Genomic DNA, 22,033 nt, shown 5'->3' on the forward strand with positions numbered 1-22,033 from the left:
GGACCCCGCACCATGCGCACACTCGCTCTCGTCGTCCCCGAGTACCGAACCCCCGAGGCACGCGGCGGTGGTCTGGCCGCCGTCGCCGACTTCGTCGTCGGCGCGGTCAGCGGGCCGGAGGTACCGGCCGACGAGCGCTGGCTCGTCCGGATCGTCGCGCCCCGCATGTACCACCGAGCAGCCGAGCACCGGTCGGTGTTCCGCCCGGGCAGCCTCGTGCGTGGTCCGGTCGCGCAGCGCCGACCCGGCTCCGACCCCGAGGTCTGGGACGTCGGTACCTCGATGCCCGAGTTCGAGGCGAACCGGTACCGCCCCCGGCGTGCGCTGTCCGAGCTGGTGAACGGGTGCGACGCGGCGGTCGTCGTCGCGGGCACGCCGGCCATCGGCGCCGCGATGCGGGACGTCACCGTCCCCTGGGTGCTCAAGGTCGCGACCCTCGTCGAAGAGGAGCGCGCCGGCCGGCTCGCCGAGGCCCGGGGTCTCCGCGGGCTGCTGCTCCGCCGGGCCACGACGTCGACCGCGCGCCTCGACCGGGCGGCCCTGCAGTTGCCGGACGCGGTCGTCACGCTCAACGACACGATGGCAGCACGCCTCCGCGAACTCACTCCGCGTCCGGTGCACCTGCTGCCGACCGGGGTCGACACGGGCCACTTCCGCCCGGCCGGCCGCTGGGCCGCAGACGGACCGATCACGATGGTGAGCCGCCTCAACGACGCACGCAAGGACGTGCCGACGCTCCTCCGCGCCTACGCCCTGGCCCGCACGCGGCACGGACTCGAGAACCCGCTCGTCCTCGCGGGCCGACACGACCTCCCGACGGAACACCGCACGTTGATCACCGAACTGCACCTCGACGAGCACGTGCGGGTGATCGCGTCGCCCTCCGACGCCGAGCTCGCCGAGCTGCTGCGCGCGACGTCGGTGTTCGCCCTGGCGAGCCGCGAGGAGGGGCTCGGCGTGGTCTTCCTCGAGGCGATGGCCAGTGGGCTCCCCGTCGTGACGACTGCCACCCGCGGAGCCTCGTACGCAGTGCCTGCGGAGGCCGGACAGGTCATCCCCTTCGGCCCCGGCCTGGTCGACGACCTGGCTGCTGCGCTCGCGGACAGCGTGCAGAACGTGCCGCTGGCGGTCGAACGCGGTGAGGCCGCACGGCGCCACGTCCTCGAGCGCTTCGCCCTGCCCGTCGCCGAACACCAGTGGCGCACCCTGCTCGAAGCCGTCGCGGGCGGTGGCGCACGGTGACCACGGTCCGCGTCCTCGCACCGTACTTCGCCCCCGCGGTCGACGGCGGCGGCCCGATCCGCACCCTGGACGCACTGACCCGCGCAGCGCCTGCGGACGTGTCGGTGACGGTCGTCACCCGCGACCGCGACCGGGGCCACCACGAGCGTCTCGCCGTACCGGTCGGTCCGGTCCGCGACGGCGACCGCCGTGTCCACTACGTCGACACGCGCGGCCTGCCCGGCCTGCTGCGGTTGGCGTCGGCGATCTGCCGCCGTCCGGCCCCTGACGTCCTCTACCTCAACAGCGTCTTCGACGCCCGCTTCGCCGTGCTGCCCCTCGTGCTCCGGCGGCTCGGCCTGGCGCGGCCCGCGTGCACGCTGCTCGCGCCCCGTGGCGAGTTCGACGCCGGGGCGCTCGCGGTGAAACGCCCGAAGAAGGCGGTCTTCCTGGCGCTCGCAGCCTCCACGCGCCTCTTCTCGGGGGTCGTGTGGCACGCTTCGACCGCGCTCGAGGCAGCACACATCCGCTCGGTCGTGGGAGACGGCGCCGACGTGGTGGTCCGGGAGAACGAGACGTCGCTGCCCGAACGGGCCGAACGAGCACCCGTGCCGCGCTCCTCGCGGCTCGAACTCGTCACCCTGGGTCGGATCAGTCCCAAGAAGCGCACACACCTGCTCATCGAGGCACTGGCGGACGTCGGTCGTCCCGTCCGGCTGGTCGTCGTCGGTCCCGACGACGACGCGGCGTACGCGCGCCGGTGCCGAGCGGCTGCCGCAGCCCTGCCCGACGACGTGACGGTCGAGTTCCGCGGCTCACTGTCGCACGAAGCCGCGATGGAGGCGCTCACCCACGCGCACGCCATGGCCACCGCGACCGCCGGCGAGAACTTCGGACACACGATCGCCGAGGCACTCGCTGCCGCACGGCCCGTCCTGCTCCCGGCGACGACCCCCTGGACCGATCGCGTGCGAGCCGGTGGTGGGAGCGTGGTGGACGACGACGGGTGGGGCGAGGCGTTCCGGACGTGGGCGGACCGCGACCAGGCGGATCTCGAAGCTCGGTCGGCCGCGGCAGCCGACGGCTACGACGCCTGGCGGGCGGCCGCGGCGGGCGCACCCCACGTGTTCGACCTCGTCCGTCGGTCGCGGTCCTGACGTCCGGCCGTCGAACGGCGCGGAGAACGAACCAGCCCGGTGCCGTGTCGGCACCGGGCTGGTTCGTTCATGGGGAGGGGCGTGCTCCGTTCAGCGCGCTCCGACGGGTTCCTGCACGAGCGGCACCGAGGCGGTCCCGTGGTTGCCCTCGAAGAGCGCCATGGTGGCGTGGCCGGGAGCGGAGACGCCACGACGGCCGAGGACCGTGCCGACGGTCGCGAGGAGGATCCGGAGGTCGAGGACGAGCGACCGCTGGTCGACGTACTCGACGTCGTGGTCGAGGCGTGTCGCCCAGTCGACGGCGTTGCGGCCGCGGACCTGCGCCAGGCCGGTGATGCCGGGTCGCACCTCGTGGCGCCGGGACTGGTGGTCGGAGTAGAGCTCCAGGTACGACATCAGGTGCGGTCGGGGCCCGACGATGCTCATCTCGCCCCGCACCACGTTGACGAGGTTCGGGAGTTCGTCGATGCTCGTCGCGCGGAGGACCCTGCCGAGCGGCGTGATGCGCTGGTGGTCGGCGTCGGCGCCGATCCGCTCGAGGGTCTCGTCGGAGCGCATCGAGCGGAACTTCAGGATCTCGAAGCCGTGCCCGAAGCGCCCTGGCCGGGTCTGCCGGTAGAGCGCAGGACCGCCGTCGTCGAGCCGGATGAGGAGTGCGACCACCAGGAGCAGCGGCGACAGCACGACGAGCAGCAGGACAGCGGCGACCAGGTCGAACCCGCGCTTCCACGGGTCCCACGGACGGCGGGCGATCTGATCGGGGACGGTTCGGGTGGTCATGCTGCTGCCTTTCGGAGGACGTGTTCCAGGTGGTCTGTGGCGGCGTCGACGTGCATCGTCCGTTCAGCCGTCGTCCGCGCACAGCTGCTGAGCCGCGCACGTTCGCCGGCGTCGGTCGCGTGCGCCGCACGGAACGCGGCTTCGAGCTCGTCGACGTCCTCGGGGGTGACGACGAACCCGGCACCGCTGGACGCGACCAGGTCGGCTGCGTCACCGGGCACTGCGGCGATGACCGGGACACCGTGGGCCATGGCGTCCTGCAGCTTCGACGGGATGGTGACGGCGGACATGGCGACGTCGCGCAGGGCGACGATCTCGAAGTCGGCGCTGGCGTGCACCGAGGCCATGTCGTCCGGTGCGACCGGAGGACGGAAGACGATGTCGTGCGCTCCCGCACGGGCGGCGAGGGCACGGAGGGCGTCGAGGGCGATGCCGTCGCCGACGAAGGTGAAGGACAGGTCGGGGAGGTCTGCGCACCGGGCTGCCGCGATGACGACGGCATCGAGGCCCTGGTTGGGGCCGATGGTCCCCGCGTAGACGACGTGGGTGCCGGGTGCCTGCGTCACCGCGGAACGGTCGGCGACCGCGTCGGGACGACCCCAGTTGCGGCAGACCGACGTGCGGTCGGGGTCGGCGCCACGGTCGATCAGCAGCTGCGCAGCGCCGGGCGAGATCGCGACGACACCCGCTGCGGCGCCGTGCAGGACCCGCAGGGCCCGCAGGAGCACCGCGCGGACCGCCTTCGTGACGACGCCCGACGGGAGCATGTCGGAACCCGTGACGGACTCGGGCCAGATGTCCTGCACGTGCAGGACGAACGGGATGCCGAGCAGACGACGCCAGAGCATCGGGGCGACGGCCGCCGTGGGTTGGGCACAGTAGACGTAGACGACGTCGGAACCCCGGACGAACCGGGTGGCTGCGAGGACCGACACACCGAAGCTCACGTACGCGAGGATCCGCCGGAGCGCCCGGCCCGAGTGGTCCGGCACCATCGGGACGCGGCGGATCGGGATCCCCCGGTCGCGCTCGAGGTGTCGGAGTCGTTGTCGCCAACCGGGGAACACGCGGCCGTACGGGTGGTTGGGGAAGCTGGTGACGACCCGGACGTCGTGCCCCCGCCGAGCGAGTTCCCGTGCAAGGGAGTCGGGCAGTGCGCCGTGCGTCTCCGGTGGGTAGTACTGCGAGACGACGGTCACGCGCAGCCGGTCCGACACGATATCCATGCGTGAAATATTAACATCAATGTCTCGTCGAGTCGACAGTGTGGAGTTTACATTTCACATGTGAATAACTCGTGGGGAGCCGGTCCGTCTGGTGAGACTGCTTCGATGGACATCCCGGCTCACGCGACGAGACTCACCCAACGCATCACCGCCCTCGACGGGCTGCGAGCGTTCCTGGCGTTGCTCATCACGGCGTACCACCTCGGAGCCCCGGGGATCCACGGTGCGGTCGTGGCGCTCCCGGTCTTCTACGCGATGTCCGGAACGCTCATCACGAGCCTGCTCCTCGCCGAGGTCCGCAAGCACGGCAGGGTCCGCCTCCCCCGCTTCGTCCTGAACCGCTTCCTGCGGATCGCACCGCCGGTGGTCGTGCTGGTCATCGGGGTGTCCGTGCTGTGGCCGGTCGTCGGCGGGTTCAACCGATCCGTCGAGGACCTCGGTGTCGCCGCGACACTCGCCCTGACGTGGACGACCAACATCGCGCGGGCGTTCTTCGGCATCCGCCAGGGCGTCCTCGATCCCCTGTGGAGCCTGTCCGCAGAGGAGCAGTTCTACGTGCTGTGGCCCGTGCTGTTCGCCGTGCTCATCGGCTGGCGTCGGGGGCGACGTGCCCTCGTGGTGGCGCTGCTGCTCTTCATCGTCGTGGGCCCGGCGCTGTGCGCGCCCTTCTTCGTCCCGGGCGTCGATGCTGCCCCCGCGGCCGTCTACTACTCCCCGCCGATCAGCATGTCGTCGCTCGCCTCGGGGTGTCTCGGAGCCCTGGTGCTGGACCGGCTGCGGGCCACGGGTCGCTGGAGCAGTCGAGCAGCACGGGTCTCGACGTGGGGTGGCCTCATCGCCCTGCTCGCCATCGCCGCGGCGTTCCACCCGGGATGGAAGTCCGATCCGCTCCTCATCATCGGTGCGCTGCCGCTCTCGGGGGCTGCTGCAGCGTGCTTCATCGCCGGCCTCGGGACGGTCGAGACCCTGCCCGCCCGCGTCCTGAGCGTCCGTCCGCTCGCGTGGTACGGGGCCCGCGCCTCGTACTCGCTGTACCTGTGGCACCTCGTCGTCCTGGCGATCCTGACGCCGTACCTGGGCGGGGTGAGCGGTCGCCTCGGCATCCTCGTGGTCGCGGTGGGGATCGGTGCCCTGTTCGGCATCGCGGTGGAGCAGCCCGCGGACCGCTTCCGGAAGTGGGCGTTGCGCTCACGTTCCTCCGGCCAGCGAGCGCTCGACACGGCAGCCGGTCAGCCGTGAACTAGTGTCGACCCGTGCGATGGAGTCGAGTGAACTGGCCGTCAGTGGGCTACGTCTCCCTCGAGGACTTCGACGGGCAGCGGGAACACGTCGCCCGGGTGCTCGAGGACGCTCCCCCGGCCGTCGCCGCGCTCCTCACCGTCAAGTGGACGGACTCCCGCATCGCGCGCTGGGACGTCGAGCACCCGGACCTCGAGCACCCGGACGACGACGATGACGACGACACCGCGACGACCGTCGACCTGCCGGGCCACGGCGTCCCCGACCCCGTGGTCGTGCACACCGAGGTCATCGTCCGCAACGACGAGGTGCTCGACACCCCGGACGGCCTGTGGCGCCGCTGGAACCACGCCAGGGTCACCCTCCGCCTTCGTGACGCGGTCGTCGATCCCCCGGGGACCGACCCCGCGGCGCTGCTCGCCGGCGACGCCCACGTGGTGCGCGGCGAGTTGGAGTACCTGCACGAGCTCGACCAGTGGGAGCTCCGCCTGCTCGTCTCCCCCGTCGGCGAGGTGGCGATCCGCTTCCGCGGTGTCCGGGTCGCGATCCGGAGCGTCCCCGAGTCCGTCTACACGGAGCTCGACGCTCGGCCGGCCCGTGGGTGGCACGGCCCGGTGCCCGATGGCTGGGTCGAGTACGCCACCGAGGTGGTGCGTGCCGCCGCGTACGGCGACCTGGGCGGGCTGCACCTGGCCGACGACGCGAGCGACGTCGACGACGTCGACCCGCGTTGGGGATTCGCCCCGCTGCACGCCGCCGCGTGGTTCGACCGGCCCGAGATGCTCGAGGAGCTCCTCCACCGCGGGGCGTCGCTGCAGCTCACGGACGCCGAGGGGCGGACGCCGCTGACGCTGGCGATCGACCGCGACGCACGTCGGGCGATCGACGTGCTCGTGGCTGCGGGCGCCGACCTGGAGGCCCGGGACGGCGACGGCAACACCCCGATCGTCCGCGCCGCATGGGGTGGCCACGCCGCGATCGTGCGTTCGCTCGCCGCCGCGGGTGCGGACACCAGGGCGCTCGGCTCACGGGGCGCGTCCCCGCTGATCGCCGCGGTCGACTCCGGTGACCTGGACACCGTGCGGTCGGTGCTCGCACTCGACGTCGACGTGAACGCCGAAGACGACGAGGGCTCGACCGCCACCGCGCGCGCAGAACTGCTCCGCGACCGTGCGGTCGCGGAGCAGTTGGCGCACTACTACTCGGGCAGCTGAACGAGCGGGCGGACTACTCCGCCGTCTCGATCGCGTTCGCCTGGGCGACCTTCCCGTACCAGCGAGCCGAGTCCTTCGGTGTGCGCTCGAACGTCTCCGGGTCCCACGACACCAGGCCGAAGGTCGGTCGGAAGCCGGACGCCCACTCGTAGTTGTCGAGGAGCGACCAGTGCTGGTAGCCGAGGACCTCGATGCCGTCCTCGATGCAGCGGTGGATGCCCTCGAGGGCGCCCTGCGTGTACGCCTGCCGACGGGTGTCGTCGGCGGTGGCGATGCCGTTCTCGGTGATCATCAGCGGGACGCCGCCGGAGAGCTCCCACGCGCTGCGCAGCCCGTCGGCCGAGGCCTCGGGGTAGAACTCCCAGCCGGTCAGGGTCGTCTCGACGTCGTCCGCCACGGGCAACGGACCGGAAGCGCCGATGAAGGTCCGGGTGTATGCCTGCACGCCGAGGAAGTCGTCGCCGGCAGCGTTCTCGAGGTACCAGTCGTCGCGCGGGTACCCGTACTCGCGGAGCATCGCGTCGGCGCCGGGCTCGCCGTTCGACTTGAAGGCCTGGGTGGCGATGGTCCACCCGGACTGGAGGCCCGACACCTGTCCCAGCACCTCGCGCGACCGCTTGTGGCTGGCCAGCAGGGCGTCGGCGACGCCGAGGTCCGGGTTCGGCAGGCCGTAGGCCACGAGGTTCGACGCGTCCTCGCCGCCGGCGAGCATCGCCGCGATGTTCGGCTCGTTGATCGTGCAGACGTACCGGACGCCGTCGGACACCACGGGGAGCGCCGCTTCCGTGTACCGGGCGAACAGGTCGGCGGCGTCGGGGGCGCGCCAGAAGCCGTCGCGCTCGAACCAGCGCGGCACCGTGAAGTGCATGAGCGTGACGATCGGTTCGATGCCGAACTCGTGGCACGTCTCGACCATGCGGCGGTAGTGGTCGATCTCGGCGCGGCTGACGAACCCGCGCTCCGGCTCGATGCGCGCCCACTCGATGCTGAAGCGGTACGAGTTCAGGCCGAGCTCGGCGGCGATCCGGATGTCGTCGCGGTAGCGGTGGTAGCTGTCCGCGGCGTCGCCGGAGGGTTCGACGATGGTGGTGTCCGGCTCGTGCTCGTGCACCCACCAGTTCGAGTTGATGTTGTTGCCCTCGATCTGGTGCGCAGCGGTGGCGGCGCCCCAGAGGAAGCCCTTCGGGAAGTCGAGCGTGGTGATGACGGGGTCCTTTCAGTGGGCGTTCGTGTCAGTGCTTGCTCATGAACGTGTCGAAGACGGCGACCGTCCCGAGCGGGTTCTCGACCTGGGGGCCGTGGTAGCTCTCGGCGATGACGGCGTACTCGGCGCCGAGCCGCTCGGCCATGTCCGCCTGCCACGGGATCGGCCATGCGCCGTCCCAGACGCCGTGCGCGACGAGGACCGGCAGCCCGGTCGCACGCAGGGTGTCGGTGGTGTCGGCGCGGTCCTCGAGGATCGCCGCACCGGCGAGCACGCTGAGCACGCTCGTGTGGTCGAATCGTTCGCGGACCATCCGGACGTCGTCGGGCAGCTCCGCGTCGGGCCGGCCGGCCCAGAGCGGGTTCTGCGCGTCGAACAGCGCGCGGCTGGAGCACGTGTCGGCGACGATGGACTTCTCGGCGGCCTTCCGGTACTGCCAGCCGTGCGGGCCGGAGCAGAACATCGTCACGTCGCGGAACGACGTCGGGGACGCGATCGCCGCGGCGCGGACGATCACACCGCCGAGCGAGTGGCCGATGAGGTGGACCGGTGCCCCGTCGTCGAGCAGTCCGGCGACGCGGACGACGTCCGCGGCCTCGTGCTCGAGCGAGTAGGCCGTGCGGTCGTCCGGTGCCGCCGAGTCCGCCTGTCCGCGGCGACTGATCGCCACCGCCGACCACCCGGCGTCGCGGAGGATCGGCAGGAACGTCCGCCAGTCCTCCTTCGAGCCGGTGTAGCCCGGGACGATGAGGACCGTGCCCTTCGAGGGGCCGGACGGGACGATCCGGTACGCGGTGAGCCGTCCGACCGGCAGGTCGATCCCGACGACGTCCACGCCGTCCGGCGTCGGCAGGTGGCCGAACGCCGGCACCGCCGGGAAGTCGTGGAGCGTGGTCACAGCCGCCCCTCCGCCAGTGCCCGACGGGGGTTCGGCACGGCGTCGAGGAGGGCGATCGTGTACGGGTCCTGCGGGTTCTGCAGCACCTCCGCCGTGTGCCCGCGCTCGACCACGGCGCCCTCGTGGAGCACCATGATGTCGTCGGTGATGAGCCGTGCGCTGAGCAGGTCGTGCGTGATGTAGAGGAGCGAGACGCCCCACTGCTCGCGCAGGTCCTCGAGCAGGGCGAGCACGCCGGCGCGCAGGGTCACGTCGAGCATCGAGACCGGCTCGTCGGCGATGATCACCTGCGGGTCGGATGCGAGTGCCCTGGCGATGACGACGCGCTGCCGCTGTCCGCCGGAGAGCTGGTGCGGGAGCTTCTGCGCGAACTGCTCGACCGGGGTCAGCCCCACGGTCTCGAGGAGCTCGAGCACGCGGTGCCGCGCGTCCTTGCCCGTCAGGTCCGTGTAGTTCGCGATCGGGCGGGACAGCGTGTACTCCACGGTGTGCAGTGGGTTGAGCGCCGCGTACGGGTCCTGGAAGACCATCTGCACCTCGGACCGGAGGTCGCGCAGACCGCGCTTGCCCAGCCGCGCGACATCGAGGTCGCCGAACCGGACGGTACCGGTCGTCGGCTTCTCGACCCCGGTCAGCAGCTTCGCGATCGTCGACTTGCCGGATCCGGACTGGCCGACCAGGGCGAGCGACTGCCCCGGCTCGAGGGTGAACGACACGTCGCGCACCGCCTGCACGGGCTGCTCGCCGCGGCGCGGAGCCGGGTACGTCTTCACGATGTTCGAGACGACGATCGGGTTCTTCGCCGCCGAGCGCTCACGCGAGCCGACGGTGCTGAACGACGACGTCGCCTCCTGCCGCTTCTCGCCCGACGTCGCGCGCTGCGACCGGTCCGGGAACCCGGGCAGGGACACGACCTCGGCCCGTGGGTCGGCGTAGTGCGAGAGCAGCATCTGCGTGTACTCGTCCTGCGGGTTGCGCAGGAGCTCCTTCGAGCCGCCGTCCTCGACGATGCGGCCCTCGTGCATCACGAGCACGCGCTCGGTGGCCTCGAGCACGATGCCGAGGTCGTGGCTGATCAGGATGGCCGTGAAGCCCTCGGACTGCTGCAGCTCGATGATCGTGTCCATGACGGCGTGCTGCACGAGCACGTCGAGCGCCGTGGTCGGCTCGTCGAACACCATGAGCTGCGGTTCGAGCGACAACGCCAGGGCGATCGAGACGCGCTGCCGCATGCCGCCGGAGAGCTCCCCCGGGAACCGGGCGAGCATCGACGTCGGCAGCTTCACCTTCTCGATGAGCTCCTTCATCCGGGCGTCCCAGCGGTCGCGCGACACGTGGCCGTGCGCCTTGAAGATGTCGATGAAGTGGTTCCGGACGGTGCGCACCGGGTTCAGTGCGTTCATTCCGGACTGCAGCACCATGGCGAAACCGCCCTGGCGCTGCTGGCGGAGTGCTTCCTCGTCGAGGTCGCGGATGTCGTGGCCGTTGAAGACGATGCTGCCGCCGTTCGTGCGCGCCGGCGGCTTCTGCAGCCGTGTCAGCGCGTAGCCGAGCGTCGACTTGCCCGAACCGGACTCGCCGACCAGGCCGACGAACTCGCCCTTCCGAAGCTGGAACGACACGTGGTCGACCGCCTGGACGGCCGTCTGGCCGGCCGACTCGTAGACGACCGACAGGTCGCGGACGTCGAGCAGGACGTCCGCAGCCTGCGGGGCGGACCCGGCACGGGCCTCCAGGGTGGATTCAGGCATTCTTGGCTCCCTTGGGACGACGCGCGCCCTCGCGCAGCCGCGGGTTGGAGACGGCGTCGACGCCGAAGTTGATCAGGGTGAGGCTCATCGCGAGCAGCGCGATGCAGAGGCCGGGGGCGAAGAGCAGGATCCACTGGCCGGTGAGCAGCGCGTTCGAGTTCTGCGCCCAGTAGAGGATCGTGCCCCAGCTGACGATCGACGAGTCGCCGAGCCCGAGGAACTCGAGGCCGGCCTCGGCCAGGATCGCGCTCGTGGCCGCCCCGAAGAACGAGCCGACGATGAGCGAGGTCATGTTCGGCAGGATCTCGCGGAACACGATGCGGGTCGCACCGTCACCGGAGAACTGCGCCGCCGTCACGAAGTCGCGGCCGCGCAGGGACTGCGTCTGGCTCCGCAGGACGCGAGCGCCCCAGGCCCAGCCGGTGACGACGATCACCGCGATGATGACGGCGATCCCGCCGTTCTGCAGGTACGCGGCGATGACGATCATCAGGGGCAGACCCGGGATGACCAGGAACAGGTTCACGACGAAGCCGATGACCTCGCCGATCCACCCGCGGACGTAACCCCAGCTGAGGCCGATCGCGACGGCGACGAGCGTGGACAGGATGCCCGCGACCGCGCCGACCATCACGGAGATCCGTGCGCCGTAGATGATCTGGGAGAGGACGTCCTCGCCGGCGGCGGTGGTGCCCATCCAGTGGTCGGCGGTCGCGTCGGCGGAGCGGGCGAACCCGTTCTGGCTGGCGCCGTACGGGGCCAGGAGCGGCGCGAAGATCGCGACCAGCACGAACACCCCGAGGATGATGATGCCGATCCGGGCCTTCGAGTTCGACCAGACCACGCCGAACTGGCGGGCGGCGGCGCGGAGCTTGCTCGGCGCCTGGGCTGCTTCTTCTTGCGTGCGGACTGCGACTGTGGCGTCCGGAGTGGTGGTGTTGGTCATCGACGCGTCCTCGGGTCCAGGACGCCGTACATGACGTCCACGATGAAGTTGGCGATGAGCACCGACACGGTGATCATCAGGAAGAGGGCCTGCATGAGCGGGTAGTCCTGGCCGATGACGGCGTTGAACAGCAGGTAGCCGATGCCGGGGTAGCCGAAGACCTGCTCGACCAGCACCGAACCGCCGACCACGCCACCGAGTGCCAGACCGAAGCCGGTCAGGTTCGGCAGGATCGCGTTGCGGGCCGCGTAGCGGATCGCGACGGTGCGGCCGCGGAGGCCGTTGGCCTCGGCGAACGTCACGTAGTCGTCACCGAGGGTGTTGATCATCGCGTTGCGCATGCCGATGATCCAGCCGCCGAGGCTCGTCACCAGGATCGTCACCGCGGGCAGCACCGCGTGCTGCAGGGCGTCGGCTGCGAACGCTCCGTTGAGCCCCGGGGTCGTGGTCGCCGAGTAGGCGCCCGTCGTCGGGAACCAGTGCAGCACGTAGCCGAGGAAGAACAGCAGGAGCAGGGCGGTCCAGAAGTACGGGAACGTCGACATGAACGAGCCCGACAGGGTGGGGAGCGAGTCGAGCCAGGTGCCGCGCTTCCACGCCGCTGCGACACCGATGAGGGTGCCGAGCACGAACGCGAGGATCGTGACGACGCCGACCAGGATCAGCGTGTACGGCAGGGCCTTCGCGACGAGGTCACCGACGGGCTGCGGGTAGAACGTGTAGCTCGTGCCGAAGTCGAGGGTGATGACCTGGTGCAGGTAGCTGACGTACTGGTCCCACAGGTTGCCGGTGGGGACGCCGAGCTGGGCCTCGATGGCCTTCTTGGTGGCGTCGGTGACCGGACCGTTCTGGCTGAGCTTCGCGAGCGCGGCGTCGGCCGGGCTGCCGGGCATCAGGCGCGGGAGCAGGAAGTTCAGCGTGACCGCGGCCCAGAGGGTCAGGACGAACAGGACGAGTTTCTGCAGGATGTACTTCACTTCTGGTCCCCCTGCGCCTTCTGCTCCTGCAGGATCTGCTTGCCGGCTGCGCTGTCACGGAGCCGGAGCTTCGTGAAGATGAGCAGCGGCGCGGAGTCGTAGTTCTGCGGTGCCATGTACGGGTCCTTCGCGGTGGGCCACCCGACGAACTTGCCGGTGTTGAACAGGCCCCAGAGCCCGCCGTAGTACATGCCGATGACGGGCAGGTCGTTGTAGACGATCTCCTGCAGCTGGTTCAGGATCGCCTGCTGCTTCGCGGGGTCCGTCGTCGCCTTGTACTCGTCGAGGAGCTTCTGGGTGTCGGCGTTCTTGTAGCGCTCGTAGTTGTTCACCGTCGACTTGCCCACCGGCTGGTAGAAGTCGCTGCTGAGCAGGGAGTTGAACGCCTGGTAGACGTCGCCGTTGCCCATGCCGCCCATCGCCATGTCGAAGGTGCCGTTGTTGATGTTCTGCTGGTAGCCGGCGGGCTGCGGGGCCTGGATCGTCACCTTGATGCCGATGGCCGTCAGGGAGCGGCGGACCTCCTGCGCGGCGCGGAGCCAGTCCGAGTAGCCGTTCGCGGTCATGATGTTGATGGACAGCTGCTTGCCGTCCTTCATGATCTTGCCGCCCTGCTCGGTGTAGCCGGACTTCGCGAGTTCGCGCTTCGCGGCGTCGACGTCCTGCGTGATCATGCCCTGGTCGGGGATGTCCGGGTTGAGGTACTGCTCCTGGTTCGGCAGGATCAGGCCGGTCTGGCCCGCTGCCGACAGGTTGCCCTCGGAGGCGGTCTCGGCGATGTCGTCACGGTTCAGCGCGAGCGAGATGCCCTTGCGGACGTTGACGTCGTTGTACGGCGCCTTCGTCAGGTTGGGGATGAGGCCGATCACACCGCCGGCCGGGAACCACCACTGGTTCGTCTTCGACGCGGCGCCCCAGGTGCCCTTGACGTCGGAGATGAACGAGTACGCCCAGTCGTAGCCGCGGGTGACGGTGTCGAGCTGCGTGTTCGTCGCCGGCAGGATGAGGTGCTTGATGGCGATCTTGTCGGCTTGCCAGTACGTCGGGTTCTTGTTCATCGAGTACTGCTGGTCGGTGTAGTTGCCGAGGACGAACGGACCGGTGCCGACCGGGTTCGGGTCCCGCCACGTGGTCGGGTCCTTCACCCCGCCCCAGTGCTGCTCGCCGAGGATGTACGTCGCACCGATGATGTTGAGGCTCGGGACGTCCTCGCTCTTGAGGTGGAAGACGACCTGGTCGCCGTCCTGCTCGATGCTCTTGATGTGCTGCCAGGCGCCCTTGACGTCCATCGCCGGGAACTTCTTGAGCAGGTCGAAGGTGAAGACGACGTCCTTCGCCGAGAACGGCGAGCCGTCGGACCACTCGACGCCCTGGCGGATCGTCATGTCGATCGTCTTCGCGTCGGGCTGGCTCCACTTGCTGGCCAGCCACGGGGTGCCCTTGCCGTCGAGCGGGTTGATCTCGATGAGCGGCTCGTACATCCACTTGGAGGCCGTGCGGGCGTTCGCGATGTACGGGTTGAAGTTGCGGTCGAACAGCGGGTTGCCGCGGTCCGCGTTGATGAGCATCGTGTCCTTGCCGATCGTGGGATCGGGTTCGGACCGGACCTGGATGCTGCAGCCCGTGGCTATGAGGGCCACTGCTGCGAGCCCGGCGATCGCCGCGACGAGTCGTCCGCGTCGTCGGGCGCCGTTGCGCTGTGGGGGAAGCGTCATTGCTCGGTCGACCTCCGTGTCGAATCGGTACTGGGTCAATGTATGCGCTTACATCGCGCAGCGCAACACCGGGGTTCCGTGCCGGGGCGGCACGGTGCGCGCTCGGTCGGCGGGTGCGAGGTTGCGGGCGCCGCACGGTGCCCGTTCCCCCAACCGGTGCGAGGTTGCCCGCTCCGTGCGCCGCTGCAGGCTGGCACCAGGCAAGCAACGTCGCACGGGATGAGCAAGGCGGCACGGTGCGGACCCAGCGCGCCCTACAGCGCCGGCGGGCAGCTCTCGCGCAGCAGCACCTCGACCGGCAGCCGGACGGCACGCGGCGGCCCCTCGCGGCGGTCCAGCCGGTCGACGATCGCCCGCACCGCTGCACGCCCGAGCTCACCCATCGGCTGGTGCACCGTCGTGAGCCGCGGTGACGAGAACCGCCCGGCGTCGATGCCGTCGAACCCGGTGACGACGACGTCCTCGGGAACGCGGAGACCCCGTGCGGCGGCGGCGTCGAGCACCCCGAGCGCCGACTGGTCGTTCGAGCAGACGACGGCCCGGGGTACGTCGGCGGCCAGCAACGTCTCCGCCAGTTCCCGCGCCCGCGCCCGGCCGAAGTCGCCGTGCACCACCCGGACCGACGACGCCGGCACCCCGTGGTCCGCCAACGCCGACCGGAAGCCCGTCGAGCGCTCCATGTCGTCCGGTGAGTCGATCGGACCCGCGACGTACGCGAGCGACCGGATGCCGAGCCGCCCGATCACGTGCGACGCGAGCGTGCGCATGCCGGCCGTGTTGTCGACGCTGACCGAGTCGAAGCCGTGCGACCGCCGGTCGTCGGCGAGCACCACGACCGGGATCCGACGGGCGACGTGCTCGAGCAGGTCGTCCGGGACGGTCTGTGCGAGCACCGCGAGGCCGTCCACCCGGCCGGCGACGTCGTTGACGATCACGTCGCGCGACGACCCCCGACCGGCGGCGACCATGAGCGCGAGGCCGCGCTGCCAGGCCTCGGTCTCGGCGCCGCGCAGGACCTCGTCGAAGTACAGGTTGGACGAGAACGGCTGCGTCACGTGCCGCCGGTCGTCGACCACGCGGACGCCGCCGTCGGTGACGAGGTCCGGCCGCTCGTCGGGCACCACGTCGAACCCGGGCAGCAGCAGTCCGACGACGCCGGTGCGCTTGCCGGCGAGGGCGCGGGCGTTGCCGGAGGGGACGTAGCCGAGGCTGCGGATCGCCGCCTGGACGCGGTCCCGGGTGCCCTCGCGGACGGCGTCCGGCGTGCGGAGCACGCGCGAGACGGTCGCGATCGAGACGTTCGCGGCACTGGCCACGTCGTAGACCGTGGGAGGTGCGGTGCGCGGTGCAGCCAAGCCGTGCCTCCCGTCCGACGTCCGCTGGGTCGCACCGTTGCGGCGCGGCCGCACCATCCTAGGCATGCTCCTCCCCGGCACTTTTCCACATGTGACGTAGGGGCCTTGCGGCGACGGAAGCGAGCGCGTCACACTGTTGCGACCTCAGTACGTCCCGTGAGGAAGCGCACCGGCGGGCAGGATGCCCGCGCTCACCACGATGCCCACACACAGGGGAAGGACACCGACATGTCACAGGCGACACGATCCGGAAGCAAGTTGGCCAACCGCGCGAGCCACGACGAGGCCGAGGTGCGCGACGCGCTGCTCGACCGCACCGACGGCAGCGGCGGCTCGACGTTCGACCAGCTCGACGCGGCAGAGGAACGCCCGGACCGCCCGTAACGGGTCGCGTCCGGCGTCGACCAGGCCACGGCCAGGAGGCGCGGCTCGGCAGCTCCTGTCGGGCCGCGTCTCGAGACGCCCGCGTCCACGGCACGGACCGCGTCACGACACGTGCGTGCCGTCAGCGCTCGGTCGCGCCGACGATCGTCATGCCAGCACCGCGCAGGCGGCGGCGTTCCTGCGCGATCCAGCCGAGCAACCGGTCGTTCGTGCCGGCGACGTGCGCGGCGACGAGGTCGGCTGCGCGGTCGGCGTCACCGTCACGCACGGCGTCGATGATCGCGCTGTGCTCGTCCCACGCGGCATCGCGGGCCTCGGGCGTGCGCACCTCGATCCACCGGGTGCGCTCGAGACGGGTCAGGGCGTCGGCGATCGCGTCGGTGATGAACCGGTTGCCGCCGAGCGCGGCCAGGTCGAGGTGGAACGTCGATCCCATCCGGATGCCGGCCTGCTGGTCGGGCGTCGGACGCAGGGTGTCGAGGTGCCCGCGGACCTCGGCGAGCTGTTCGGCACTCGCCCGCTCGACCGCGAGTCGGGCGGCGGCGGGTTCGAGCACGCCGCGGAGTTCGGCGAGCGAGGCGATCTCGTCGAGGTCGATCGGGGTGACCGTCCACGAGCGCCCCTCGTGCAGGATGAGTCCCTCGCGCTCGAGCCGCGACAGCGCGGCACGGACGGGGGTCCGCGAGGCGTGGAACCGTGCTTCGAGACCGCGCTCCGAGATGCGCTCCCCCGGCGCGATGTCGAGCGTCAGGATCGCCGCGCGGAGGTTGTCGTAGAGCTGGGCCGTCTGCGACACCGGGGTTGCATCGGTCGTCTCGGTCACGGCCACCAACTCTAGCGGGGACACCGTGGGAATGGTATACCGTTGTGGTATACCAATTGCTTTCGACGCGAAACGATGCGACACGCATGCGAACTCCCACCCCGACCGCGACCGCCGCGCCCCGGACCTCCGGCACGATCGGCCCCCGAGCGTGGACGATGCTCGCGCTCGGGGTCGCCGCGCAGGCCGCCGGCACGCTCGTGGTGACGGCTCCGGCACTGCTCATCCCGTACCTGCACGCGAACGGCACGTCCCTCACCGTGGCGGGGGTCCTCGCCGCCGCACCGACGTTCGGCATGGTCCTGACGCTCATCGCCTGGGGCGCGATCACCGACCGGTTCGGGGAACGGATCGTGATCGCCGGCGGGCTGGTCCTGACGACCCTCGCGGTGGTCGGCGCCTGGCTCGCCGCGGGTGACCCGGTCCTGCTCGGGCTGGCGTTCCTGGCGGCCGGCATGACGAGCGCCTCGACGAACGCGGCGAGCGGCCGGGTCGTCGTCGGGTGGTTCCCGAAGGAGCGGCGCGGGCTGGCCATGGGGATCCGGCAGATGTCGCAGCCGCTCGGGGTCACGCTCGCGGCCGTCACGGTCCCGCAGCTCGCCGAGGGGTCGGGGATCCGCGCGGCCCTCGTCCTGCCGATCGTCCTGTGCGTCGTGCTCGCGGTGCTCTGCGCCGTCGGCATCCAGAACCCGCCACGGCCGGCCCGGCACACGGCCCCGGCCGAGACGACGGCGAACCCCTACCGGTCGAGCGGCTTCCTGTGGCGGATCCACGCGGTGTCGATCCTGCTCGTCGTGCCGCAGTTCACGCTGTCGACCTACGGGCTGGTGTGGCTCGTCGGCCTGGGCTGGTCGACCCCCGCGGCCGGGCTGCTCGTCGGCGCGTCGCAGTTCGTCGGGGCGATCGGGCGGATCCTCGTCGGGGTGTGGAGCGACCACGCTGGCTCGCGGGTCGGACCGCTGCGGATCGTCGTGGTGAGCGCCGCCGCCGTGATGGGCCTGCTCGCCCTGGTCGACGTCACCCACCTGGCGGCCGGGGCCGTGTTCCTGGTCATCGCGACGAGCGTCACGGTGGCGGACAACGGCCTCGCCTACACCTCGGTCGCCGAGGCCGCCGGGCCCTTCTGGTCCGGCCGGGCACTCGGCACGCAGAACACCGGGCAGTTCATCGCGGCGAGCGCCGTCGGCCCGGGCATCGGCGCGCTGGTCACGGCACTCGGGTTCGCGGCGTCGTTCGGCATCGTCGCCGTGCTGCCCCTGCTGGCGCTCCCGCTGGTCCCGCGCGCGGACCGGTCGCACGACTGAACCGCGCGGCGTCGGGCCGCCGAGGTCCCACGACCCGCGCGGGGTCGGGGCGCCGAGGTTCCACGACTTGCGCGGGGTCGGGGCGCCGAGGTTCCACGACTCGCCGCATGCGGTTCGCCGAGGTTCCGACGACCCGCGGTGCGAGCCCCGAGATGCCGAGATTTCGGAACCTCGGGGCGCGCACGGCTCCGCGAACTAGGCCGGGACGACCGGGCCGACGGGCCAGCGCAGCAGTGCGGCGGCCGGGGCTCCCCCGGGCAGCGACGCGGCGTTGACGAGCACGAGCCCGGCGTCGGTCAGCACCGCGGCCCGCACCAGCGCGCACACCGCCGGTACCGCTCCGATGACCGGCGTCCCGGCGGCCTGCTCCGGTGCGGTGGCGACCCACGGTGCCCCGGCGAGCGCGAGCAGCGTCCGGTCGCCGATGGCCACGGCGTCGAGCGCGACCGTCGCACCCTGCGCCTGCTGGAGCGCCTCGACGACGGGCCCGAGGCCGGTGACGACCTGGTTGTCGCCGCGGCCGACGTGGGTGCGGAGCGAGTCCTCCAGGTCGTGGCGGCGGGTGGCGACGACACGGGCGAGTGCGGTCTCGACGTGCTCGACGAACGCCTGCTTCGAGCCGGCGTCGGCGCGCGGGTCGCCCGGGAACACCGACACGAGCGCACGGGTCTCCGCCGAGAACGCCTTCACCAGCAGCTCGCGGGCGGTGACGTCACCGGCGACGACGACGAGCCCGGGGCGGATCGTCCGCACGGTCTCGTCGACGGCGGCCGCGGTCTCCGACGAGTTCTGCTTCCAGATCTCCTCGGTGTGCTGCTGCCAATGCGGCTGCTTCCACCCGGTGCCTGCCTTGGCGTAGTGCAGGGTGTCGTTCCGGCCCTCGACCTGCTGTTCGGCCGCGGCCCCGGCGACCGGGGCGTGTCCGAGGCGGTAGGCGCGGAACGCCCCACCCTCCTTGCCGGCGTGCACCACGAGGAAGGGCAGGTCGACGGGGCGGTGGGCGACGAGCGGCACGAGGTCCGGCACGGCTCCGACGCCGACGGACTCCGGTCCGTGCAGCTGCCCGGGTAGGACCTCGCTCAGCACGACCTCGCCGTCGTGCACGAGCACGTAGCGGTTCACGGGCGAGGGGACGCCGGGCTCCTGCTCGAACTCACCGGCGACGGCGTCGACGACCTCGTCGGATGCACCCTGCGCGCGGAGTCCTTCCTCGACGCCGCGGAGCTTGAGCGCCGCCTGCCGTCGGGGATCCTCGACGTTGCCGGAGACGTCGGCGTAGGCCCAGGCCCAGGTGCCGCCGCCCTCCAGTCGCTCTCCCAGGATCCGGTGCAGTTCGCTCGTCGCGTTGGTCGACGTCATGGCAGCTCCTCTCGGACGGTTGCCGGAGCCGATGAGCTCCGGCGCTCTCACGTGCGACCACACTCCACCTCGCCGCCGGCGGGCGTCCACAGTCGGGAGCGAACACCCAGGCGCGAAACTGCAACGACGCTCGGTTTTGTGGTTTCCTGATCACGACCCCGAATCGACGACGAACCGGAGTACGGCAATGACGCCACGACCACGACCCATCTCCCGACGACAACTCCTGGGCTTCGGCATCGGCACGGCGGCGGCAGGGCTGCTCGCCGGCTGCGCGGTCCCCGGTTCCACCAACGTGAACAAGGCCGCCCTCGTGCCGGCCGCCGCGTCGGGCGAGACCGTCCAGCTCACCTACTGGGCCTGGTTGAAGGACCTGCAGAAGGTCTGCGACGTCTGGAACAAGACGCACCCGAACATCCAGGTGTCGGCGAACTGGATCCCCGGCGGCAACAGCGGCGGGTACCAGAAGATGTACTCCGCGCTCGCGGCCGGCGGCGGCCCGGACATCGGCCAGGTCGAGCTCCGGCAGATCCCCGAGTTCATGCTCGCCAACGGCCTCGTCGACCTCGCCCGGTACGGCGCGAAGGACTTCGAGTCGAAGTACGACGAGGCCGCGTGGGCGCAGGTGTCGTTCGTGGACGGCATCTACGGCATCCCGCAGGACACCGGGCCGATGGGGTTCTACTACCAGACGGCGATCCTCGAGCAGGCCGGCGGCGAACCCCCGACGACGTGGGACGAGTGGCGCGACCTGGCCGAGAAGGTCCGGGGGACCGGCAAGCAGAACTACCTCGAGGTGTTCCCGGTGTCCGACGCGTCGCCGTTCGCCGCGTACGCGCAGCAGGCCGGTGCCCGCTGGTTCAAGGTCGACGGTGACGAGTGGGTCGTCGACATGACCGACGACAAGACCCTGATGGTCGCGGACTTCTTCGACGGGGTCATCGACGACAAGCTCGTCGACACCTCTGCCGGCGCGTATTCCCCCGGCTGGTACGCCTCGGCCGCCAGCGGCAAGATCGCCGCCGTCACGAGCGCGAGCTGGGGTGACGCCCTGATCGAGTCGGTGCAGGGCGGCGAGGGCAAGTGGAAGGTCGCCCCGATGCAGAAGTGGGGCTCCGACGGCTTCGGGTCGAGCGCGATCGGCGGCTCGACGGCGGCGGTCCTGGCGAACGCGAAGCACCCGAAGGAGGCGCTCGAGTTCATCACGTGGATGACGACCTCGAAGGAGGGCATCGACGCGATGATCAAGTACTGCGGCATCGGGTGGTCGCCCGCGGTCGACTACATCGGTGCGCAGCGCGAGAAGCCGAGCAAGTGGTTCTCCGGCCAGAACTACAACGAGGACGTCTTCGTGCCGGCGTCGAAGGAGCAGAACATCGACTGGTCGTGGTCCCCCGTGACCCAGTCGGCCTTCACGAGCCTGCAGAACCAGTTCCGCCGGAAGCTCACCTCCGGCCTCAAGCTCTCCGACGCGGTGGAACTCGCACAGCGGGAGATCGTCCAGTCCTTCAAGGACAAGGGCCTCAGCGTCAGGACGGCACGATGAGCCAGCAGACCAGCACGCGACCCGCCTTCCGGACGAGCACGAAGGCCACGAGTGCGCAGAAGCGTGCGCCGTGGATCCTGCTCGCGCCGTTCCTGGCCCTGTTCCTGCTGACGTTCATCATCCCGATCATCAGCGCCCTGTTCCAGTCGTTCACGACCGTCGACCGCGAGGGGCTGTTCGGCGAGGACGGCGTCGTCGGACGCTTCGCCGGCTTCGACAACTACGCGATCGCGCTGCAGGACTCCGGCTTCGTCGCCTCGATCGGCCGCATGCTGCTCTTCGGCATCGTGCAGGTCCCGGTGATGATCATCGCCTGCACGATCCTCGCGCTGCTGCTCGAGTCGGCGAGCGCCCGCTGGCCGGGGTTCTTCCGGGCGATCTACTTCATGCCGTACGGCGTCCCCGGCGTCATCGCGACGATCCTGTGGTCGTTCCTGTACGTGCCCGGTCTGTCGCCGATCGTGTCGCTGCTGCAGTCGATGGGGCTGCAGCCGGACTTCCTCGGCGCGAACAGCGTGCTGTGGTCGATCGCGAACATCGTCACGTGGACCTACACCGGCTACAACATGCTCATCATCGTGGCCCAGCTGAAGTCGATCCCCGGCGAGGTCTACGAGGCCGCGAAGATGGACGGCGCCGGCCCGTTCCAGGTCGCGTGGCGGATCCAGATCCCGCTCATCGCGCCGGCCCTGGTGCTCACCACGGTCTTCTCGATCATCGGGACGCTGCAGCTCTTCGCGGAGCCGCAGATCCTGTCCACGGTCGCCCCGGCGATCGACACCGAGTACACGCCGAACTACGCCGCCTACACGAACGCGTTCGCGTTCAACGAGTACGGCGTCGCGAGTGCGCAGGCGGTCATCATCGCGCTGGCCGCGTTCATCCTGTCGTTCGCGTTCCTCGCGTTGACGAACCGCGCGCCGAAGGACGAACG

General features: G+C 70.8%; 18 protein-coding genes and 1 pseudogene. 8 read left to right on the forward strand and 11 right to left on the reverse strand.

The window, feature by feature from the left end; genetic code table 11:
- Positions 1-12 precede the first annotated feature (12 nt).
- Positions 13-1,242 (forward strand): glycosyltransferase family 4 protein, encoded by a 1,230-nt coding sequence (locus EDF63_RS01290; protein WP_123310512.1) that lies wholly within the window; start codon positions 13-15, stop codon positions 1,240-1,242.
- Entirely contained in the window at positions 1,239-2,378 is a 1,140-nt protein-coding gene (locus EDF63_RS01295; RefSeq protein ID WP_123310514.1) for a glycosyltransferase, read from the forward strand. Before EDF63_RS01290 ends, EDF63_RS01295 begins: the two co-directional genes overlap by 4 nt.
- Positions 2,379-2,468: 90 nt before the next feature.
- Here the strand turns inward: EDF63_RS01295 and EDF63_RS01300 are convergent, their stop codons facing one another.
- Both EDF63_RS01300 and EDF63_RS01305 read right to left on the reverse strand, forming a co-directional pair.
- Complete coding sequence (locus tag EDF63_RS01300; protein ID WP_123310516.1) at positions 2,469-3,158, reverse strand: sugar transferase; 690 nt, start codon at positions 3,156-3,158, stop codon at positions 2,469-2,471.
- Positions 3,155-4,384 (reverse strand): glycosyltransferase family 4 protein, encoded by a 1,230-nt coding sequence (locus EDF63_RS01305; protein WP_123310519.1) that lies wholly within the window; start codon positions 4,382-4,384, stop codon positions 3,155-3,157. Before EDF63_RS01305 ends, EDF63_RS01300 begins: the two co-directional genes overlap by 4 nt.
- 105 nt (positions 4,385-4,489) lie before the next feature.
- On the opposite strand from EDF63_RS01305, the gene EDF63_RS01310 reads away from it, so the two are divergent.
- Entirely contained in the window at positions 4,490-5,623 is a 1,134-nt protein-coding gene (locus tag EDF63_RS01310) for an acyltransferase (protein ID WP_123310521.1), read from the forward strand.
- A 14-nt stretch (positions 5,624-5,637) separates the two neighbouring features.
- The gene (locus tag EDF63_RS01315) at positions 5,638-6,837 is read left to right on the forward strand and encodes an ankyrin repeat domain-containing protein (RefSeq protein ID WP_185021235.1); all 1,200 of its coding nucleotides are present in this window, start codon (positions 5,638-5,640) and stop codon (positions 6,835-6,837) included.
- A 13-nt stretch (positions 6,838-6,850) separates the two neighbouring features.
- On the opposite strand, the gene EDF63_RS01320 is transcribed toward EDF63_RS01315, so the two are convergent.
- From EDF63_RS01320 to EDF63_RS01350, 7 genes are all read right to left on the reverse strand, one after another.
- Entirely contained in the window at positions 6,851-8,041 is a 1,191-nt protein-coding gene (locus EDF63_RS01320) for a family 1 glycosylhydrolase (protein ID WP_123310525.1), read from the reverse strand.
- A 28-nt stretch (positions 8,042-8,069) separates the two neighbouring features.
- On the reverse strand, positions 8,070-8,939 hold the full coding sequence (locus tag EDF63_RS01325; protein WP_123310527.1) for an alpha/beta fold hydrolase: 870 nt from the start codon (positions 8,937-8,939) through the stop codon (positions 8,070-8,072).
- Positions 8,936-10,690: an ABC transporter ATP-binding protein gene (locus EDF63_RS01330; RefSeq protein WP_123310530.1), complete on the reverse strand. Its 1,755-nt coding sequence runs from the start codon at positions 10,688-10,690 to the stop codon at positions 8,936-8,938. The genes EDF63_RS01325 and EDF63_RS01330 overlap by 4 nt, the downstream gene beginning before the upstream one ends.
- On the reverse strand, positions 10,683-11,636 hold the full coding sequence (locus EDF63_RS01335; protein ID WP_123310532.1) for an ABC transporter permease: 954 nt from the start codon (positions 11,634-11,636) through the stop codon (positions 10,683-10,685). Before EDF63_RS01335 ends, EDF63_RS01330 begins: the two co-directional genes overlap by 8 nt.
- Positions 11,633-12,613 (reverse strand): ABC transporter permease, encoded by a 981-nt coding sequence (locus EDF63_RS01340; protein WP_123310534.1) that lies wholly within the window; start codon positions 12,611-12,613, stop codon positions 11,633-11,635. Before EDF63_RS01340 ends, EDF63_RS01335 begins: the two co-directional genes overlap by 4 nt.
- Positions 12,610-14,328 (reverse strand): ABC transporter substrate-binding protein, encoded by a 1,719-nt coding sequence (locus EDF63_RS01345; protein WP_260232921.1) that lies wholly within the window; start codon positions 14,326-14,328, stop codon positions 12,610-12,612. Before EDF63_RS01345 ends, EDF63_RS01340 begins: the two co-directional genes overlap by 4 nt.
- 254 nt (positions 14,329-14,582) lie before the next feature.
- The gene (locus tag EDF63_RS01350; protein ID WP_260232922.1) at positions 14,583-15,644 is read right to left on the reverse strand and encodes a LacI family DNA-binding transcriptional regulator; all 1,062 of its coding nucleotides are present in this window, start codon (positions 15,642-15,644) and stop codon (positions 14,583-14,585) included.
- 267 nt (positions 15,645-15,911) lie between these two features.
- On the opposite strand from EDF63_RS01350, the gene EDF63_RS18535 reads away from it, so the two are divergent.
- On the forward strand, positions 15,912-16,067 hold the full coding sequence (locus tag EDF63_RS18535) for a hypothetical protein (protein WP_185021236.1): 156 nt from the start codon (positions 15,912-15,914) through the stop codon (positions 16,065-16,067).
- Positions 16,068-16,188: 121 nt separating this feature from the next.
- Here the strand turns inward: EDF63_RS18535 and EDF63_RS01355 are convergent, their stop codons facing one another.
- Entirely contained in the window at positions 16,189-16,890 is a 702-nt protein-coding gene (locus tag EDF63_RS01355; protein ID WP_260232923.1) for a GntR family transcriptional regulator, read from the reverse strand.
- An 86-nt stretch (positions 16,891-16,976) separates the two neighbouring features.
- Here EDF63_RS01355 and EDF63_RS01360 point away from each other — a divergent pair, with 86 nt between their 5' ends.
- Positions 16,977-18,194, forward strand: coding sequence for an MFS transporter (locus EDF63_RS01360; protein WP_123310540.1), 1,218 nt, complete (start codon positions 16,977-16,979; stop codon positions 18,192-18,194).
- A gap of 195 nt (positions 18,195-18,389) precedes the next feature.
- Here the strand turns inward: EDF63_RS01360 and EDF63_RS01365 are convergent, their stop codons facing one another.
- The gene (locus tag EDF63_RS01365) at positions 18,390-19,553 is read right to left on the reverse strand and encodes a hypothetical protein (RefSeq protein ID WP_123310542.1); all 1,164 of its coding nucleotides are present in this window, start codon (positions 19,551-19,553) and stop codon (positions 18,390-18,392) included.
- A 187-nt stretch (positions 19,554-19,740) separates the two neighbouring features.
- Between EDF63_RS01365 and EDF63_RS01370 the strand changes: the two genes are divergently transcribed.
- Both EDF63_RS01370 and EDF63_RS01375 read left to right on the forward strand, forming a co-directional pair.
- A complete protein-coding gene (locus EDF63_RS01370; protein ID WP_123310544.1) occupies positions 19,741-21,099 on the forward strand; it encodes a sugar ABC transporter substrate-binding protein in 1,359 nt (452 codons plus the stop codon).
- A pseudogene (locus EDF63_RS01375) lies at positions 21,096-22,016 on the forward strand (carbohydrate ABC transporter permease); the annotation flags it as partial. The gene EDF63_RS01370 and the pseudogene EDF63_RS01375, both read left to right, overlap by 4 nt.
- Between the last annotated feature and the right edge of the window lie 17 nt (positions 22,017-22,033).

The sequence above is a fragment of the Curtobacterium sp. JUb34 genome, from assembly GCF_003755065.1.
Classification (GTDB): domain Bacteria; phylum Actinomycetota; class Actinomycetes; order Actinomycetales; family Microbacteriaceae; genus Curtobacterium.